Below are 19,666 nucleotides of genomic sequence, written 5' to 3' on the forward strand. Positions count from 1 at the left end.
ACCTATTTCTATTGTCAAACAAGAATTATGTTAAAAAAATAATGTTACTGATTATCTTTTGTCTTATAAATATTACTGAATTTGGGTAAAATAAGTAGTCGTAAAGATACATCATAGTTCAAATAGCTCCATATCCAGTCAAGAAATACCGAAACTTTGTTCTTCATACCAACAATCGATAGAATATGCACTATCAGCCATAACCACCAGGCTACAATACCACTAAACTTAAATTTGCCTAAATCGGCAACAGCTGCATTACGACCAATTGTTGCAAGCGATCCTCGGTCAGAATAGACGAACTTTTTGAAGTCAGTTTCCTTGTTCGCATTACGATTCAAGTTTTTTGCCAAATTTTGAGCCATTTGCATTGCTACCTGAGCTACCTGAGGATGTCCTTTCGAGCTCTTCTCCGAAATTAAAATGCATGTATCTCCAATCGAAAATATATCATTATACCCCTTTACTCTGTTGCATTCATCAACAACCATGCGCCCACGATTGTATGCATCTTCATTTAAGCCTGTAATTGTGTTTGGTTTAATGCCTGCAACCCATAATACATTGCTCGAAATAATACGGGTACCATCACTAATTTCTACACACAAATCTTCGTAGCTTTTAACCGATTTATCCTGATGCAGAATTACTCCACGGTTTGCTAAAGTATTTGCAGCATTAGCAGATGCGTTTTCTGACATACCAAATAATAGGCGAGGGGAGGCATCTACTAAATGTATCTCCATTTTAGAAAAATCGAGCTCCGGATAGTCTTTAGGCAATATCGTTTTTTTCATATCCGCTAAAGCACCGGCTAATTCAACACCTGTAGCTCCACCACCAACAATAACAAATGTCAGTAATCGTTTTAATTCATCTTCATTTTTTGCATTCAAGGCATTCTCTAAACTCATAAGAATACGATTTCTCATAAGCAGAGCCTCGGGAATAGATTTTAAAGCAAAAGTTGTTTCCCTAAGCTGTTCATTTCCAAAGAAATTAGTATCGCACCCTGTCGCAATAACCAAATAATCGTATTTTATTTCGCCAATTGTGGTTTCTACAATTTTTGATTCAGAGTTTATATGTTTAGCTTGGCAAGTTCTAAAATGAAAATCTTTCTCGTTTTGAAATGCTTTGCGGTGAGGGTAAGAGATAGAACTCGGCTCGAGACCACCTGTAGCTACCTGATAAAAAAGAGGTTGGAACTGGTAATAATTTACCTTGTCGATAAGAACAACCTGATAGGCTTTATGGTTTATTTTTTTTGCCATCTGTAAACCAGCAAAACCACCACCAATAATTACAATTCTTTTCTTCCCTTTACTATTGGGAATGTTAGTTATTGATTCCACTTTAAGTCAAAAGCTTTTACTGTTTAACAATCTTTTTTTCTCTATTACAAAAAAAGAACCTTTTGATTAAAAGATTCTTTTCATAGTATGTTACGTTATGCTGTTTTATCCGAACCTTTCATCTTTGCCCGAACAATCTCAAATATACCCGGCATTATTGATATGATTATGATCAAAACAACAATTAGCTTCAAATTATTTTGAACAAACTGAAAATCACCAACAAAATATCCTAACAAACAGAATATAGAAATCCAAGCTACTCCACCTATCACATTAAACGAAAAGAAATGCTTATAAGTCATTTTTCCCATACCTGCTACAAATGGAGCAAATGTTCTTACAATAGGTACAAATCGTGCAATTATAATCGTTTTGCCACCGTGCTTTTCGTAAAAATGATTTGTTTTCTCCAGATAACTTTGTTTGAATATTTTTGAATTCGGATTTCGAAATAATTTTTCGCCAAAGAATCGCCCAATTGTATAGTTTAACGCATCTCCAAGAACAGCTGCCACAATTAATACTCCTACCAATACAGTTATATTTAGGTCATTATCTGGTCTGTGTGCTAGTATTCCGGTTAAAAAAAGAAGCGAATCGCCCGGCAAAAAAGGAGTAACAACCAATCCTGTCTCACAGAATATAATAAGAAACAGAATTGCATATACCCACATTCCATATGTATTAACTAATGTATCGAGGGTAGTTTCGGTTTCAGTTAATAATTGAACAAGAAAATTCCAAATTTCATGAAAAAGTTCCATATATTTTTATTTATGTAATCTATTCTCTTTTTTATGTTTTACAGCACAAAGATAGTCAATTTATCAGAACAATAAAGCTAATATAAATCGCATCCTATAGTTAATTGCAAAAAGCTTTTTCTATTTGATATCCAAAGTTATCAATATTAAAACAAAATGACGATTTAGCTTTTTATAACGTTACAGAAAATACAAAAGCAACCTAAATAAATTAGATTGCTTTCATTTTATAAAGAATATCAATGTATTAGTAACGTCCTTCCACAGCATTCCAATCAATTATCTTCCATATTTCAGAAAGATGATCGGCACGTCTGTTCTGATAATCCAAATAATAAGCATGTTCCCAAACATCAAAACCTAATAGGGGAGTAAGCCCCTTTGTTACAGGATTACCTGCGTTTGGTTCTTTTTCGATAGATAGTTTTCCTGAAGCATCTTTGGCCAACCAAACCCAACCTGATCCAAATAAACCAGCTCCGGCTGTATTTAATTCTTTTTTGAAATTTTCGAATGATCCCCATTTAGCATTAATTGCTTCAGCTAATTTACCTTTTGGTTCACCACCTCCGTTAGGCGAGAACGATAAAAAGTATATATTATGGTTAAGGGTTTGCCCTGCATTATTGAAAATAGCTCCATCGCTTTCTTTTACAATAGTTTCTAAATCAGCATTTTCAAATTTAGTACCAACTACCAGATTATTAAGATTATTAATATAGGTTTGAAGGTGTTTACCATAATGAAGTTCAATTGTTTGCTTACTGATTACAGGTTCTAGTGCGTTTGTTGCATAAGGCAACTTTGGTAATTCAAATTTCATAATTTTTTCGTTTTTATTATTTGTTAATATTTCGTTATTGTTTGCTGTAGCATTTATTACTACCATAAAACATATGATTAATGTTATCGAAATAATTCTATTCATTTTTATATATTCCTTCTGGTTCTATCAAATTAACAAACAGAAACCAATATTGTTTATCAATAAATTATAGATTCTCTCTAATTCTCATAGGTATTATATATATAGTAAACAAATTACAGTCGCAAACATATATAAATATATTTGTTCTATAATTACCATTATGTTTAATAATAGGTTTTAAATATTGAAAATTAATCTTCTATGACTCCCATTCTTACTTTTCTATTTTTACTCCACTTCAGACTCTAAAGATAATATGCCACAAAAAATTGCACTCATTTGTAGGCTTTTTATACATTTGCAGTCTATTATTTCAACTTAGTATAAAAATGAGAATAGATATAATATCAGTATTACCTGAGATAGTTGAAGGATCGGTCAATTTTTCAATCTTAAAAAAAGCACAAGATAAAAATCTAGCAGAAATTGTAATTCACAATCTCAGGGATTACACTAACGACAAACATCGCCGTGTAGATGATTATCCGTTTGGTGGCGAAGCTGGAATGGTTATCCAAATTGAACCGGTTGACAATATTATATCTTATTTGAAAAATCAGAGAAATTACGATGAAATAATATTTACTTCTCCAGATGGAGAACAATTTAATCAGAAGATGGCTAATACAATGTCATCTATGGATAACATTATTATTTTGTGCGGGCATTATAAAGGAATTGATTACAGAATACGTGAACATTTAATTACCAAAGAAATATCTATTGGCGATTTTGTTCTTACAGGTGGCGAACTTGTAGCCGCAATGATTGCCGATGCTATTGTACGTGTTATTCCCGGAGCTATCGGAGATGAGCAATCTGCCCTCTCCGACTCTTTTCAGGATAATTTATTGGCTCCTCCGGTATATACCCGCCCTGCTGACTACAAGGGCTGGAAAGTACCTGAAATACTACTATCAGGTCATCAAAAGAATATTGATGATTGGAAATTGCAGAAAGCAGTTGAACGTACCAAACTTTTAAGACCGGATTTATTGTCTGATTAAAACTTATAAAAAATTAAACGGAAAGCTGCCCGATTAAATCTTTTACGTGGCTAATATTATGCTTATCCAAATACTCTTTTATACCTTCGGCAACTTTTACTGAAATTGCCGGGTCTATAAAGTTATATGTACCTATCTGAATAGCCGATGAACCGGCCAAGATGAACTCAATAGCATCTTCCCAGCACGATATTCCCCCCATACCTATAATAGGGATGTTTACGGCATTATATGTTTGCCACACCATACGCAATGCTACAGGTTTAACACATGCACCCGACAGTCCGCCAGTAACAGTAGACAGTATAGGCTTACGTTTGTTTATATCGATAGCCATTCCCAACAAAGTATTTATAAGAGAAAGGCAATCGGCTCCTTCTCCCTCTACAGCTTTGGCTATCTGAGTAATATCGGTTACATTTGGAGATAACTTTACTATCAAAGTTTTAGGATAAACTTTTCTTACTGCTTTTACTACATTCGCAGCCGAATTTGCACATGTTCCAAAAGCCATACCGCCTTCTTTTACATTAGGGCATGATATATTCAGCTCAATAGCTGGTATTTTGTCTAAACCTACCAAACGTTCGGCACATTCGGCATAGTCTTCGATAGTAGAGCCCGAAACATTTACAATAACATTTGTATCCAAATCTTTTATTTCGGGATAGATATTTGAAACAAAGTAATCTACACCTTTATTTTGAAGCCCAACAGCATTCAGCATACCCGAAGGAGTTTCGGCCATACGAGGATAAGGATTTCCCTGACGTTCGTGTAAAGTTGTTCCTTTTACGAATATTCCACCTATTTTAGATAAATCCATAAAATCGGAAAACTCTTTTCCGTATCCAAAAGTACCGGATGCTGTCATTACCGGATTTTTAAGTTCGAGTCCGGCTATATTTATTTTCAATTTATCCATGTCAAATCTTTTATATTAAATACAGGACCTTCGCTACACACACACACATGACCATCTTTGGTTTTCTCAACACAACATAAGCACACTCCAAAACCACAAGCCATTGTATTTTCGAGCGATACTTCGCATTCTATATTATTTTTTGCTGCATATTGTGCAACAGCCATCATCATAGGCTTAGGTCCACATGTGAAAATGTTGTCGAATTTTATGTCTGTTAAAATCGAGTGATTTGTTACATAACCCTTTTCTCCTAACGATCCATCTTCTGTTGTACAATAAACTTCGCCATATTTTGCAAATTCGTCTAACTGTAACAGGTCGGCTTTAGAACGTGCCCCTAACAAAAAGTTGGGTTTATAGCCTTTTTCTTTAAGTTTTGCACCTAAATACAGCATAGGAGCAGTACCTACACCACCTCCGATGAGCAACAAGTTTTTATTATCAGATACAGAATCGAGCGAAAAAGTATTACCTAGGGGCAAAAGCATATTCACAATATCAGCTTTTTTATATTGGCACATTTTACGTGTACCTTCACCCACAACTTGCACCAGAAGCCATAACTCATTAGTATCTTTATCCACAAAATTTACCGAAATAGGACGACGTAAAAATGGTTTAGGTGAATCGTCGACTCTCACTTCTACAAACTGTCCGGGATACATATCGGGCAATAGAGAGCCGTCTGTTGTAGTGAATTTTATCAAACAATAGTTTTGGTTTAGTTGAACATTATCTGTAACAACCAAATCTAGCATTTTTTTCATTTATCTTGTTTTTATAGATAATATAATGTATTTCACAATACAAAGTTAATTAAAATAACAACAAGATTCTTTTCTTCAACAGACTTTAAAGAGGTTCATTTTCGGCATTAAACGACTCGAATGTATTATCGGTGTAATAAATAATTATCTTACTTATTTTTTTAGCAGCCTTTTCGCGGTATATAATGCGCTCTGTTACAGTTTTTTGAATATTATCTTGAGGTGTTTTAACCTCTATTTCCTTGTCTTCTTCAACCAAATCTGTATAAACGGGTTCATTTATCACATTCTCGGAAGCAAATAAATCTTGAGAAAATAAATCAGATGCCGAAAGTTGATTATTGTTTGTTGTAACAACTAACGAAGGCTGACTTGAATTAACAATATTGACTTCATCTTTATACATTGAACCATTTCCCGTTAAAAGCCAATCCGAATTTATTTGTGGCATTTTTGCTAATATCCGAGTTATAACTTCAAGACTGGGCTTATTACGTCCATTTAATATATGAGATATAACTGCTCTACCAATATCAAGATTATCAGCAAAACGGGCGGGCGTTAAATTCTCAGCTTCGATTATCGATTTTATGCGATTTATCATATACAATAATATATAAATAAGTGTATAAGTGAATTACAAATGTATAAAATATAGTTCACAAAAGCAAACAACAAATGTAATTTACGCGATAAACAAATGTAATTTTTAATAGAGCTAAATTAATGCACATTTGTATACACTAGGGCGTGAAGATAGAACGATAATAAAAAACATATTAAAGTAACACTTTAAAAAAATAATATATCTTGCTGATAATATTGTGATTTATAAATATAATTTGAAATACATACGTCATTAAACCGTGTTGTTTGGTATTTCATACATTTAACCTAAACAATAACTTTATATAATAAATATATTATATTGGCTTTGAGAATAATACACTTGAAAATATTGTAGTATTACGGCTATATATAGAGGTTTACATACCTATATCATACATTTGTTACATGACACCTTTTGTTGAGTTTACTTTTGTATATTTTAATATTCGAGCAGTAAGTTTACAAATGTACATCGGAAATATATGCCTACAATAAACTTTTGTCAACATTTGTACAGGTATACTTTTGTATAAATATACATTTGTTCTAACCTATATTACATACAAACATAAACTCCGTGAGAATTGAATATTTCAAAACAATTAACCCTTCGGTCTTGAAAAACTCAATCTGACTAATAGATAAAATTCGATAAAAAAATAGGATTTATATACTATAAACAGTGGTATCTTCTATTAACTGCCTATACAGATTATTTTGGGAAAGAATATAATTATTACCAACCAAAAAGAGTTGTTGGCGGGCACGAGTTAAAGCTACATTTAATTTACGATCTACATTTCTCTCTCTGTTCCAATTGCAGAAAAAATCTAATTGGTAAGGCTTATTAATACAAAACGACATAATAATAATATCTCTTTGGCTACCTTGGTATCGTTCGACGGTATCAACCATTATATTTTGTAGCTCAGATATCCTCACCTCTTCTAGTTTATGTTTTATTAATGCTATTTGATTACGGTAAGGAGTAATTATGCCCAATGTTTTACGGGGATTAAAATCCAGTCCATTTGTTTTGTATACATCGATAACTGCTTTTGCAATACGCACTACAACATCAGCCTCGGTCTCGTTTACTTTATCGCTAATAACATTAGTACTTACATCTGTACAAGGAATAAAAGCTTTTCGATATTTAGCTACCAGATTATGCGCTCTGTCCGATTCATTCAAGCAACTAAGCTCCAATGGTTCGTTTTGCCACAACGATGCAGGCAACAGCATATTATCGTAAAAATAAGTATTCGGATAGGATGCCAATTCAGTATGCATTCGCCCTTGATATGTAAGAATTGCATATGCATTGTCCCATCCTTTATTTTGACATATACGAAATATCCGTTCGAAATAAGATTCACGACAATCAAATAACTCTAATTGATTCAGCTTTTCATCAATTACCTGTGATTTATCTTCGCTCTGAAGGGTTATTGTCGATAATTGCTTATGATCGCCAATCATTATATATTTATCGAACATAGGTAACAAGCCTATAATTTGTGGTTCCAATATCTGAGAAGCTTCATCTATTATTGCTACATTAAATTTTTTGAGTTCGAATAATTCTGGTTTATTTGATATGGCAGCTAAAGTTCCTACAAATATTCTCTGATTCTGTATAACTTTACGTAGCTCATCTCTCGATTTTGTATTTGCCGATATATTTTGTAATAATCTGTGCCTATATGGTTCTCCACATGATAACTCTGTTCCGATACGGATATATTTAATAATATCTTCGTTCTCCGAATTTAGTGCATTTTCTATAGCTTCGCACAACTCATCAACAGCCCTGTTTGTGTAAGCTAATACCAGAATATTATTTTGCGGATTAGTGTAAATCTCCTCAATTAAACGACGGGCATATATTGAGGTTTTACCTGTACCAGGAGGACCAACTATAAGAAAATAATCTTTTGCCGCTAATGCCTTATCTATGATACAACTTTGTTTTTCTTCTTTGGATAAGTTTGCGTTATGAGGTATCTCCTCATAATTTGTTTCAGGTGCGGTTGCACCAAGTATCAATTCTCTTTTTTCAGGAGACACACATAGAAAAGAAAACAGGCTTTTAAACATATTGATATAGGTATGATCCAGATTATCATGTTCTAATACCCAATATTTGTACGAAGTTAAATATTTCTTGTTTTTTTGTTTGTACCTGAACCTTACTAAAACTTGTTTTGCTGTAATCCAGACCACTGTACCTTTCAGAATTTGGTTTGTCAGTACAGTATCATTTTCGTTTTCGCGTGGATACAGAATACATATCTCTCCTTCCCTAAAATTGACAAACTCCGAATCGGAAATGCGATTAAATAATATCTTCATATCGTTGCCCGAATCGTCAATATCTTCTATTTCAAGTCCGGCTATTAAATCAAAAGCTTCCTTTCTCTCTTCAAACTCTTTATTCCACAAAGACGAAACACCGTTGGCCGATTCGTAAGCCTCGTCCCCTATTTTTTGTAAATATAATTCACGGGTTAAAAAACTGACAAACCGATAGAAGTACCTTTGTTCGGTATCGGATATGTTTTCCAATATTTTTTTCAGCCCGGTTAATTTATCAGCAAAAAAAGATGGGATACGGCTATAATTATCTGGGTCGAACATTTCTGTAAACAAATGTTCAACAACCTCTGTATTACCTATATACAAGTCGTGTTCGGTTGCAATAATTAAATTACGAATGTTAACTATTTCTTTTTCAAGCGTTTTATACGAAGCTGACATCCGTATATTTTGTCCGCATTGGTCGGCAGATGAATATAATATTGAGGAAAAGATTTTACGTGATGTTTTTGAAAATACACTTTGTATTATAAGACGGTATATTACTGTCTGTACCTCATGGTTTATAGCTATTTTAGTAGGATCGTTGAACGGAAAAGGTATCTTACCCGATTTCAATTCTATAATTTTGCTGGGATTATTCTCTTCATCCGAAAGTTGAAGCAAATCGAGCCGCCCTTGAAACCCAAATTTTTCACAAAAAAAAGCAGGTTCTAACGTACATTGTTTCGTATCTATCTCATTTGCAGGAAAATCATGTACCACTACCCTCTTTATATTATCGAATTGGGCTTGGGCTTTCAGCATAAATTCAACAAAATCAGACTTTTCCTTTATATCATTACAACTGGTATACTCAAAAGGTGACATTCTGAATGCTTTCAAGAACAAATCGTTAAACTTCAGCAATTCAGGAGAATCGCTATAAACTAATTCGTCAAGAAAGAAATTCGCTAAATTACCTAATAGTATATGTTTGGAAGCTGCGACAGGCTCAAATCGTTTTCTGAAATAATGGAGATATGATTTCCCATAATTTTGAAAACATTCGGCCAGAGATGACGCATCTACTAAATAATCGGGTTCTAATACAATATAACGAGGTATAACGTAGTTTGTTTGTAAGTCGATAGATGAATTTACGAGATTAAGCTGTACATTAATCCATAATCTGTCTATTGTTGGATTAAATGAATCGTTTACATTTCGGACATTGTATTTAACTATAATCTCATTACCTTCGGCTATATTGGTATAGCAATAAAGCAATTCTTTTTCTTTATCAATTGCAATTAACTGTACCCGGATTTTATCGGGAAGATTGAAATCTGAAGTAGGTTTCGGGTAATCTCCGAGCAAAGACTCCCCTACTCTATTACCTATGTAAACAACTGAAACAAAACAAATTACAATACTTTTAGCCTGTTCGTATTTCGTCCCCGATATTATATTATTATCGTCTTTTAGTAAAAAAGAGGCTTTAACCCTAATGTTTTGGAGTTGCCATTCTAATTTTCCCGATAATCCATATTTTTGAGCAATAAAAACTAACCTCGAAAACAAAGAAGGGAATTGTAAGACTTCGTTTTGTGTAATGTCTTTACAACTCCGCTCCAATATTCGCTTCAAAGCAATATACTTCTCTCTGAATGTGATATTTTGCTTATCAACACTTTGTATATCAGCTACAAATTCTTCGTATTTTTGTTGATTAGTCTCTGAGGCGAACATCTAAATTATTTCCTAGAACTACATATAACCGTCCAACCGACATATCGGAGTATCCTCTTATGATAACATCAATACGTCCATTTCTGTTAAGCAATTTCATTGCCTGATAAATGAAATCTTTATATGCACGATCATTTGTGAAAAAGCGATCATCATCGGGACGAGGACCAATACTAGCCCGATAGTTCAACCTTAAAGTCTCTCCATTTATCGTTATATCGTATAATCTTATTAAATCCCCTACTCTTAAATCTCCATCAAGTTCAATCCACGAGTTTAGTGTTTCAATTTCGATAATATCACTCGTTCTGTGTCCAATATTTAAGTCTCTTAAATAAATAGTCGACGATATCTCGAAATTTCCATCCCAGTCAACATATGGCATTTCATAGTCAAAAGTAGTTGTTTCCCAATAATCCTCTTCACACGATGTGAAACCTATTACAATTATTATAGCTAATACTACAGAATAAATCTTTTTCATACCTGTTCTAATTTCAATAATGTTCTATTATATAGATATAACGTAATATCTTTATTTATGTTTCAATCAATAAAATTACTGAAGCAACAAAGTTAAGCAAATATTATCGAAAATATGGATATTATTATCTATAGAGTAGCTAGTTTATTTATCGGTAAAAGATCGCTTACTTCGATACTGTAAAAATCATCTGAAATGTCAGATATGTCAGTTTTTTGAAAAACATGCACTTCAACAGATTACAGACTACATTTAATTCTATATAGATAGAATTAACAAGCATTTATAATCACAAGATGTAGAAAAAATAAAATAAATTTGTTACAAAAATTTGGCGATTATCGTTATCACAATAGAATGGAATTAGAAAAGTTCAAAATAGTTGTTCTTCCTCTCCGTGAAAAGTTACTAAACTTTGATAAAGGAAAAGGACCCGATATAAAGGCCTACAACATTGGTGTTATGCTCTGCTTTTAATTTCGAAAATATTTATTCAATCTTATCTATCTATTAGGAACTATACAACAAACGGATCTAAAACAATTTATGAGTTACAATATATGGAAAACAACAAAATCTGTCAGATCTGTCAGGTTTTCTGTAAAAACCTATCGAAAAGCGATTACCGCAAGGACGTAATTCTACACAAATAGAATAAATAATTACAGGAGTGATATTTGATTACAAAACTCTAAATTTTAAGCAAATAAATTGGTTTATACGTTTAAAATCAATAACTTTGCATCGTTTTTCAATAAAATAAAGTCTAACTTATTAATTTACTGACCAATAAAGGTCAAAAACAAAGAAAATGATTGAATCAGACAAATTAAAAAATGTTCAGCCTCTCGATGGTTTCGATTGGGATGCGTACGAACAAGGCGATACTTACGGAGATGTAAGTAAAGAAGATTTGGTTAACACCTACGACCAGTCGTTGAATAAAGTGAACGACAAAGAAGTGGTTATGGGAACTGTAACTGCAATGAACAAACGCGAAGTTGTTGTTAACATTGGTTACAAATCGGATGGTGTGGTTTCGATGAACGAATTCCGCTACAATCCTGATCTTAAAATTGGTGACGAAGTAGAAGTTTACATCGAAAGCCAAGAAGACAAAAAAGGACAATTAGTTCTTTCACACAAAAAAGCCCGCGTATCTCGCTCTTGGGATCGTGTTAACGAAGCTCTTGAAAAAGACGAAGTTATCAAAGGTTACATTAAATGCCGTACAAAAGGTGGTATGATTGTTGACGTATTTGGTATCGAGGCGTTCTTGCCAGGTTCTCAAATAGACGTTAAACCAATCCGTGATTATGACGTATTTGTAGGAAAAACAATGGAATTCAAAGTTGTGAAAATCAACCACGAATTCAAAAATGTTGTTGTATCTCATAAAGCTCTTATCGAAGCTGAACTTGAACAACAGAAAAAAGATATTATCTCGAAACTGGAAAAAGGTCAAGTGCTTGAAGGTACAGTTAAAAACATCACATCTTACGGTGTATTTATCGACCTTGGTGGCGTAGACGGACTTATCCATATTACAGACCTTTCTTGGGGACGTGTTCAACACCCTGAAGAAGTGGTTAAATTAGACGAGAAAATCAACGTTGTTATCCTTGACTTCGATGATGATAAAAAACGTATCGCTCTTGGTCTAAAACAACTTACTCCTCATCCATGGGATGCATTGAACGCAGACCTTAAAGTTGGCGACAAAGTGAAAGGCAAAGTTGTTGTTATGGCCGACTATGGTGCATTCATCGAAATAGCTCCGGGTGTAGAAGGTCTTATCCACGTATCTGAAATGAGCTGGACACAACATCTTCGTAGCGCTCAAGACTTTATGAAAGTAGGTGACGAAGTAGAAGCTATTGTTCTTACTTTAGATCGTGACGAGCGTAAAATGTCGTTAGGTATCAAACAATTGAAACCAGATCCATGGGAAAATATCGAAGAAAAATATCCTGTTGGAAGCAAACATACTGCTAAAGTACGTAACTTCACTAACTTCGGCGTATTTGCTGAAATAGAAGAAGGTGTAGACGGACTTATCCACATTTCTGACCTTTCTTGGACTAAGAAAATCAAACACCCAAGCGAAATCACTCAAATAGGTGCTGACATCGATGTTCAGGTTTTGGAAATCGACAAAGAAAACCGTCGTTTGAGCCTTGGTCACAAACAATTGGAAGAAAACCCATGGGATGTGTTTGAAACAATATTTACTGTTGGTTCGGTACACGAAGGTACTGTTATCGAAATGGTAGACAAAGGTGCTGTAATTGCTCTTCCTTATGGAGTTGAAGGTTTTGCTACTCCTAAACACTTAGTGAAAGAAGACGGATCGCAAGCTCAAGTTGAAGAGAAACTTGAATTCAAAGTAATTGAATTCAACAAAGATTCGAAAAGAATTATTGTTTCTCACAGCAAAGTTTACGAAGACGAAAGACCTGAAGCTAAAGAAGCTGCAGAAAAGAAAACTAAGAGAACTAAGAAAGAAAATGATGCTCCACAAATGACTTCGACTTCTGCCGAAAAAACAACTCTAGGCGATATTGAAGAATTAGCTGCATTGAAAGAAAAACTTTCTGGCGAAAACAAATAAAAACCACAGCTAGATTATACTGATTATGATATGCTCTTTCATTAAAGAGCATATCATTTTTTTTTATACCTATTTTATCTATATTTTATGCACATCCATTTTTGCATCAATATTTTTAAATTTTGAGACATATAAAACAATAAGAAAAAGTTAAATACCTTTACCTTTAGTCTTTATTAAACTCATTAATATTACTACCATGCAAAAATTGTTATTAAGTATTTTATTAATCTTATACTTGGTGAGTTGTAAACTCGAAAAAAACACAGAAATAAAGGTTGCAACATTTAATATTCGCTACGAAAACTCGGATGATGCGCCTAACACATGGGACAATAGGGTGAAACACGTTTGCAAATTTATAAAAGAGAATAATTTATCTGTAATCGGCTTTCAAGAAGTATTATTCAGCCAATTACAAGATATGAAAGAAAATTTGCCTCAATACGAATTTATAGGAGTAGGACGAGACGATGGAAAAACTAAAGGAGAATATGCTTCTATTGCTTTTTTGAAAGATTCGTTCGAAAAAATAGATGACAATACATTCTGGCTTGCTGAGAACCCCGATAGTATAGGTGTATTAGGTTGGGATGCTAAATGTACCCGTATAGCAACTTGGGTTAAATTAAAAGATAAAGAGAATGGCAAAATTTTTATGCTTGTAAACACGCATTTCGACCATATAGGAACAGAAGCCCGTAAAAACAGCGCATTGTTAATCATCAATAAAATTAAAGAAATAGTAGGCAACAACCCTGCGTTGCTAACAGGCGATTTTAATGTAACAGACGACTCTGATGCTTATAGAACAATAACAACCAATAACTTTATATTAAAAGATGCCCATAAAATAGCAGCAGAAATTACAGGCAGTGAATATACATACCATAATTTCGGGAAAAATCAGGAAAACGAAAGAACTAAAATAGATTTTATATTTGTTACACCTAATATAACAGTATTCAAATCGGAAATACCACATACTCAGATAGATTCTGTTTTATATCTATCCGATCACAATCCTCAGATTGTAAATGTAGCTTTTTAACTTATTGCAGCTTGGGAGGCAATTTACCACATAAATAGGTTTATTATTTCTCTTTATTAGTCGAAATAACAACCAATGAAAACAAGAATTATTCTTTGTCTAAAGAATAAATAGTATATTTGTTTTCATTCATTTGTGTTATAATAAAAGTAAAAATTGGAATTTGTCCCTAGGAGAATGCTATGAATAAAATATTTGAAATATTGAAACAAAAGAAATTACAAATATTCTTTTTGTTTTATATTTTTTTGGTCTTACCTTTTCTTTGTATACTGGCACAGAATCTGTCAATTTTCGAGACTAGTTTTATAATTATAATAAACATTCTGTTATTTCTGTCAGTTTTATTGCTGTCGCTATTCATGTCTACTAAGACTGAGAAAATTATATACTCAATAATATTGGTAATTTCTATATTACCCGGAACCATATTCTTAGGTTATTTGCTTTTTGCAAAGGTGCTACTTGAACAAAACAGCATTACCAGCCTTTTTGAAACGAATCCGGAAGAAAGCAAGGAGTTTCTCGTCTACTATCTTAATTCATGGGTAGTTTTGGGGGTATCGTTTTATGCTATTTTACCGGCTGTAATGGTGGGCCTAATGCGTTCAGCCAAATCATTGACAATACGTAAGCATAAAAAACTGTTTATTATTGCATTAACAACAGTTTTGGCGATTGTCTTTATTCCCAACATTTCTAAGTCGGTGTATTTTCTCAACTTTTACAGAACCTATATATCATACAAGATAAGAGTAAAAAAAGAAACATGGGGCATTGCTGAACGACAAAAACACCCTTACGAAGTTTCCAATATGTATGCCGATTCTATACCTCAAACAATAGTAGTTGTTATTGGTGAATCTCAAAGCAAAAAGCACATGCAGCTTTATGGATATGAAAGAAAAACCAATCCATTGCTTTCGGCAAAAAACGATAGTTTGCACATCTACACAGATGTAGTGCCACCTCAAGTACACACTATTCCGGTAATGAGATCTATCCTTACTCTTGGAGAACATGATTGCCCTGAATTTTTTATTGAGAAACCATCTCTATTTGAGTTGTTCAACAGAGCAGGATATACAACATACCTAATAAGCAATCAATCTTTTGGTGGTCCGCTGGGAACCAGCTATGATGTACTTCTTAATCTGGCACAACATAAGTATGACTTGTCTTCGGAAAACAAACATGACGAAGTTGTGCTCAAAACCTTTACTAAAGCCTTAAAAAAGGCTCCGGCCAATAATAAACTAATTGTTATCCATTTGATAGGAAATCACATGGCTTATAAGTTCAGATATCCACCTCAGTTCGCAAAGTTTGATAATACTAAAGACGACTTTATAAAGCCAAACAATTTTATTAGTAATCAGGTTATTCCAGTTATTGACGAATACGACAATTCGATCTTGTACAACGACTATGTTGTGAATAAAATACTTGATACATTGATAGAAAAAGGCGGAGCAAAAACGTCATTGGTATACTTTTCCGATCATGCTGAAGAACTATATAATTACAGAAACTTTGCCGGACATGCGTATGAGAAAATATCTCCTTACATGTGTGAGATTCCATTCTTTGTCTGGATATCTGAAAGATTCTCCAACAATAGAAATGATATTGTAATAGAACCTTCACGCCCCTATTCTACCGCCGATCTTGTATACTCAATATCCAACCTCGCTGGAATAGATTATATTGATTACGATAAGAAAAGAAGCCTTTTTTCTCCGGATTTTAAACCTTCAGAAAGATATGTTGGCTCTCACTTATGGGAAGATTTAATAGCTCGTTAAAAATAAAAGCAGAAAAGAACCTGAACCTCTTCTCTGCTCTCTTAATACTTTTTATTCAACTAAGTTTATGGATAACTAGCCCCGATCGTAATTTGGGTTCGAACCAAGTTGTTTTTGGCGGCATAATATTATCTGTATCTGCTATATCCATTAGCTGTTTCATTGTTACAGGATATAGAGCTATAGCTAGTTTCATTTCACCGCTGTCTACGCGCTTTTTCAACTCGCCTAACCCTCTGATACCTCCTATAAAATCTATACGCTTATCAGAACGAAGATCTTTGATATCTAATAATTCGTCCAATATATATTTTGATGATATTGTAACATCAAGCACCTCTATCGGATCGTTATCATCATAAGTATTATCTTTAGCTGTCAGGCTATAACACTGACCATCAATATAGATAGAAAAGTTATGTAACCCTATGGGAGCTATAATTTCAGAGCCTTTCTCTTCAATTAAAAAGTTCATCTCTAACTTCTTAAGAAACTCATCTGTAGACAATCCATTCAGGTCCTTTACAACTCTATTATAGTCAATAATATTAAGTTGATTAGCCGGAAAACATACAGCCATAAAGAAATTATACTCTTCATCGCCCCGATGATCTGGATTTTGTTTAGCCTTTTCAGCCCCAACTAATGCAGCAGCTGCAGATCTATGATGCCCATCGGCTATGTACAAATAAGGTATGGAAGCAAATGACTCTGTTATCGTCTTTATATCATTATCTCTATCTACTAACCAAAAAAGATGCCCTATTCCATCAGTCGATACGAAATTATATTCGGCCACTCCGGAGGTAATACGCTTAATCAGATTATCTATCGTCTCATTATCCGGATACGCAAAAAACACAGGTTCTATATTGGCATCATTGATTCTCACATGCTTCATTCGGTCTTCTTCTTTATCTCGCCGGGTCAGTTCGTGTTTCTTTATCTTCCCATTGATATACTCCTCGACGTGCGCGCAAACGACCAACCCATACTGGGTTTTTCCATCCATTGTTTGTGCATAGATATAATACATCTCTTTTTCGTCTTGTACAAGCCAACCTCTATTCTGGAACATTTCAAAGTTTTCAACAGCTTTTTGATACACGACATCATCATGTTCATCCGTTTTCGAATTAAAGTCAACTTCAGGCTTTATTATCCGATACAATGATTTTTCATTTCCTTGCGATTCTATACGAGCCTCTTCCGAATTGAGAACATCATAAGGGCGGGAAGCTACTTGTGCCACTATATTTTTAGGTGGTCTTACACCTTTAAAAGGTTTTATTACAGCCATATTTATATTATCATATTATTTTACATTCTACTTTACAAATAATAAGAACGTTTATACAAATATATTTGTTCTATTGAAATATCAAACAAAATAACATATAAAACACCCAAATAAGCAACTTGACAGAAACTTTCTCTTTACAAATGAAAGCTATAAATAAAGAAGAGCAAAACAAACTATTACCTTCTGAAATTGTTTATTAGTGCATGTTATATCATAAAATGTTTATCTTAGCAGCATTTATTTTATCATCCTGAAAATTTAAAATGAAATTAAAGGTTCTCTCTTTTTTTGTTTTTTTATTACTTGCTACTACAGTGCAAGCACAGTTTGTTATGCGACGTCCGGTTGTAAATCCACAACCTGCCGATTCGGCAGATTTAGTCCATTATTCGAAAAAAAGGTTTTGGCCCGCTGCATCTTTAGTCTTCGGTATGAACATGGGGGTTTGGGCTTTTGACCGATATGCCCTGAATGCCGACTTCGCCCGAATAAGCATGCATACTATTAAAGATAATTTCAAAAACGGATTTGAGTGGGACAACGACCAAATGGGGACAAATATGTTTTTGCACCCATATCATGGAAACTTATACTATAATTCGGCACGCTCAAACGGATATAACTTCTGGGAATCGGGAGCATTTGCGTTATCAGGAAGTGCCATGTGGGAGTTATTTATGGAGAACGAGAAGCCTTCGATAAACGATATTATTGCTACGCCGGTTGGAGGAGTTGCAATAGGAGAAGTTTTTTATCGGACTACTGATATGATATTGGATGATACACGCAGAGGACGCAACCGATTATGGCGCGAAACTGCAGCTTTTATTATAGCTCCAACAAGAGGGTTATCACGTATTATATCGGGCGATGCATGGAAGGTGCGTCCAACATCGGGACGACAGTTTGGTATACCAGATGTAAGTGTAGAAGTTTCTGCCGGAGTTCGGATTTTGGAACTGGAAGACAACATTTTCGACAAAGGAGTTGGAGCTTCCACAAGCATCAATATAGAATATGGAGACAAATTTGATAATGAAGCGACTAAGCCTTACGACTATTTTAGTTTCAGGGCAAATCTTAATGTGCAAGCATCTCAACCTGTTTTAGGGCAAATAAACATCATTGGTCAATTATGGGGAGTGGATGCCATTGACTCACAAAAGCATTATTTGGGCTTTGGGTTTTACCAGCATTTCGACTATTACGATTCGGACACTATATCAAATGTATCGAACAAAACACCATACAAATTTGGCACACCAGCTTCATTTGGTATAGGAATGTACCACAAAAACAGGGAGTTTACTAAATGGTCTTTCGATTCGTATGCCCATTTTAATGGAATACTTCTAGGAGCATCATTAAGTGATCATTATCTGGTTGATAAGCGTAATTACAATCTGGGTAGTGGCTTTGGGTGGAAGGCCGGAATAAACATCGCATACAAAAATAAAATAGGCTTGTCATGGTGGTACGAGGGCTATCGCTTGTTTACATGGAAAGGTTATCCCGATGGTTACGATCTGTCGACAGCCCTGAATAATAGGCTAAACTCTCAAGGAGACAAATCGAATGCAACCTTTAACACATCGAGTATAAGGCTTGATCTTAAAATTGGACGTCATTTATACCTGACAGGTATAGCTTCGGGGTACCGAAGGTCTACTCACTATAAATATTATAACGATGTGTATTCTGTGACTGGCGAAGGTAAACTAATGTTGACATATAAGTTTGGTGCCGACAATTAAGCTATTCTACTTATATAGAATAACCATACCTTTTAAATACTATACTGAGTAGGTTATCGCAAAAACCTGACAATCCTGACAAAGTTTGTACTTTTTTTAAAGCATGTAAAACATAATAGTCAGACAACTTAAACTTACATCGTTTAAACAAGCAAATATATTTATCCGCCCCTACCCTAACTTTATAATATATAGATAAATATAAGTAAACAAGTTCTCTTTGGAGAACAGCTTACAGCAAAACAAT

15 protein-coding genes are annotated in these 19,666 nt (G+C 34.0%); 6 read left to right on the forward strand and 9 right to left on the reverse strand.

Translation table 11 applies throughout. The annotated features are described in order from the left end of the window. Positions 1 to 44: 44 nt before the first annotated feature. The 3 genes from D0T53_RS03160 to D0T53_RS03170 form a co-directional block, all read right to left on the reverse strand. The gene (locus D0T53_RS03160; RefSeq protein WP_163264993.1) at positions 45 to 1,355 is read right to left on the reverse strand and encodes an NAD(P)/FAD-dependent oxidoreductase; all 1,311 of its coding nucleotides are present in this window, start codon (positions 1,353 to 1,355) and stop codon (positions 45 to 47) included. Between the two features lie 95 nt (positions 1,356 to 1,450). Next, entirely contained in the window at positions 1,451 to 2,122 is a 672-nt protein-coding gene (locus D0T53_RS03165) for a DedA family protein (protein ID WP_163264995.1), read from the reverse strand. Between the two features lie 247 nt (positions 2,123 to 2,369). Then, the gene (locus D0T53_RS03170) at positions 2,370 to 2,945 is read right to left on the reverse strand and encodes a superoxide dismutase (protein ID WP_185152967.1); all 576 of its coding nucleotides are present in this window, start codon (positions 2,943 to 2,945) and stop codon (positions 2,370 to 2,372) included. Between the two features lie 434 nt (positions 2,946 to 3,379). Here D0T53_RS03170 and trmD point away from each other — a divergent pair, with 434 nt between their 5' ends. Next, a complete protein-coding gene (gene trmD, locus D0T53_RS03175) occupies positions 3,380 to 4,057 on the forward strand; it encodes a tRNA (guanosine(37)-N1)-methyltransferase TrmD (protein ID WP_163264999.1) in 678 nt (225 codons plus the stop codon). A 13-nt stretch (positions 4,058 to 4,070) separates the two neighbouring features. On the opposite strand, the gene D0T53_RS03180 is transcribed toward trmD, so the two are convergent. The 5 genes from D0T53_RS03180 to D0T53_RS03200 all read right to left on the reverse strand — a co-directional run bounded on the left by D0T53_RS03180 (position 4,071) and on the right by D0T53_RS03200 (position 10,895). Further along, positions 4,071 to 4,982, reverse strand: a complete 912-nt coding sequence (locus D0T53_RS03180; protein ID WP_163265001.1) for a dihydroorotate dehydrogenase — start codon at positions 4,980 to 4,982, stop codon at positions 4,071 to 4,073. Next, on the reverse strand, positions 4,970 to 5,752 hold the full coding sequence (locus tag D0T53_RS03185; RefSeq protein WP_163265003.1) for a dihydroorotate dehydrogenase electron transfer subunit: 783 nt from the start codon (positions 5,750 to 5,752) through the stop codon (positions 4,970 to 4,972). Before D0T53_RS03185 ends, D0T53_RS03180 begins: the two co-directional genes overlap by 13 nt. Before the next feature lie 85 nt (positions 5,753 to 5,837). Next, positions 5,838 to 6,356, reverse strand: a complete 519-nt coding sequence (locus tag D0T53_RS03190) for a helix-turn-helix domain-containing protein (RefSeq protein ID WP_163265005.1) — start codon at positions 6,354 to 6,356, stop codon at positions 5,838 to 5,840. A 671-nt stretch (positions 6,357 to 7,027) separates the two neighbouring features. Beyond that, the gene (locus D0T53_RS03195; RefSeq protein ID WP_163265007.1) at positions 7,028 to 10,411 is read right to left on the reverse strand and encodes an AAA domain-containing protein; all 3,384 of its coding nucleotides are present in this window, start codon (positions 10,409 to 10,411) and stop codon (positions 7,028 to 7,030) included. After that, on the reverse strand, positions 10,392 to 10,895 hold the full coding sequence (locus D0T53_RS03200; protein WP_163265009.1) for a hypothetical protein: 504 nt from the start codon (positions 10,893 to 10,895) through the stop codon (positions 10,392 to 10,394). Before D0T53_RS03200 ends, D0T53_RS03195 begins: the two co-directional genes overlap by 20 nt. Positions 10,896 to 11,213: 318 nt before the next feature. Between D0T53_RS03200 and D0T53_RS03205 the strand changes: the two genes are divergently transcribed. From D0T53_RS03205 to D0T53_RS03220, 4 genes are all read left to right on the forward strand, one after another. Further along, entirely contained in the window at positions 11,214 to 11,372 is a 159-nt protein-coding gene (locus D0T53_RS03205) for a hypothetical protein (protein ID WP_163265011.1), read from the forward strand. A 334-nt stretch (positions 11,373 to 11,706) separates the two neighbouring features. Then, positions 11,707 to 13,506 (forward strand): 30S ribosomal protein S1, encoded by a 1,800-nt coding sequence (rpsA, locus tag D0T53_RS03210; protein ID WP_163265013.1) that lies wholly within the window; start codon positions 11,707 to 11,709, stop codon positions 13,504 to 13,506. A 199-nt stretch (positions 13,507 to 13,705) separates the two neighbouring features. Next, positions 13,706 to 14,557: an endonuclease/exonuclease/phosphatase family protein gene (locus tag D0T53_RS03215; protein ID WP_163265015.1), complete on the forward strand. Its 852-nt coding sequence runs from the start codon at positions 13,706 to 13,708 to the stop codon at positions 14,555 to 14,557. A 362-nt stretch (positions 14,558 to 14,919) separates the two neighbouring features. Next, complete coding sequence (locus tag D0T53_RS03220; RefSeq protein WP_255489376.1) at positions 14,920 to 16,362, forward strand: sulfatase-like hydrolase/transferase; 1,443 nt, start codon at positions 14,920 to 14,922, stop codon at positions 16,360 to 16,362. A 55-nt stretch (positions 16,363 to 16,417) separates the two neighbouring features. Here the strand turns inward: D0T53_RS03220 and D0T53_RS03225 are convergent, their stop codons facing one another. Continuing rightward, positions 16,418 to 17,662, reverse strand: coding sequence for a DUF1015 domain-containing protein (locus D0T53_RS03225; protein WP_163265019.1), 1,245 nt, complete (start codon positions 17,660 to 17,662; stop codon positions 16,418 to 16,420). A gap of 266 nt (positions 17,663 to 17,928) precedes the next feature. Between D0T53_RS03225 and D0T53_RS03230 the strand changes: the two genes are divergently transcribed. Next, positions 17,929 to 19,419 (forward strand): DUF3943 domain-containing protein, encoded by a 1,491-nt coding sequence (locus tag D0T53_RS03230; protein WP_163265021.1) that lies wholly within the window; start codon positions 17,929 to 17,931, stop codon positions 19,417 to 19,419. Positions 19,420 to 19,666: the final 247 nt, after the last annotated feature.

Origin of the sequence: Dysgonomonas sp. 216, assembly GCF_010501065.1 — a bacterium.
In the GTDB taxonomy this organism is placed as follows: Bacteria; Bacteroidota; Bacteroidia; order Bacteroidales; family Dysgonomonadaceae; genus QVMM01.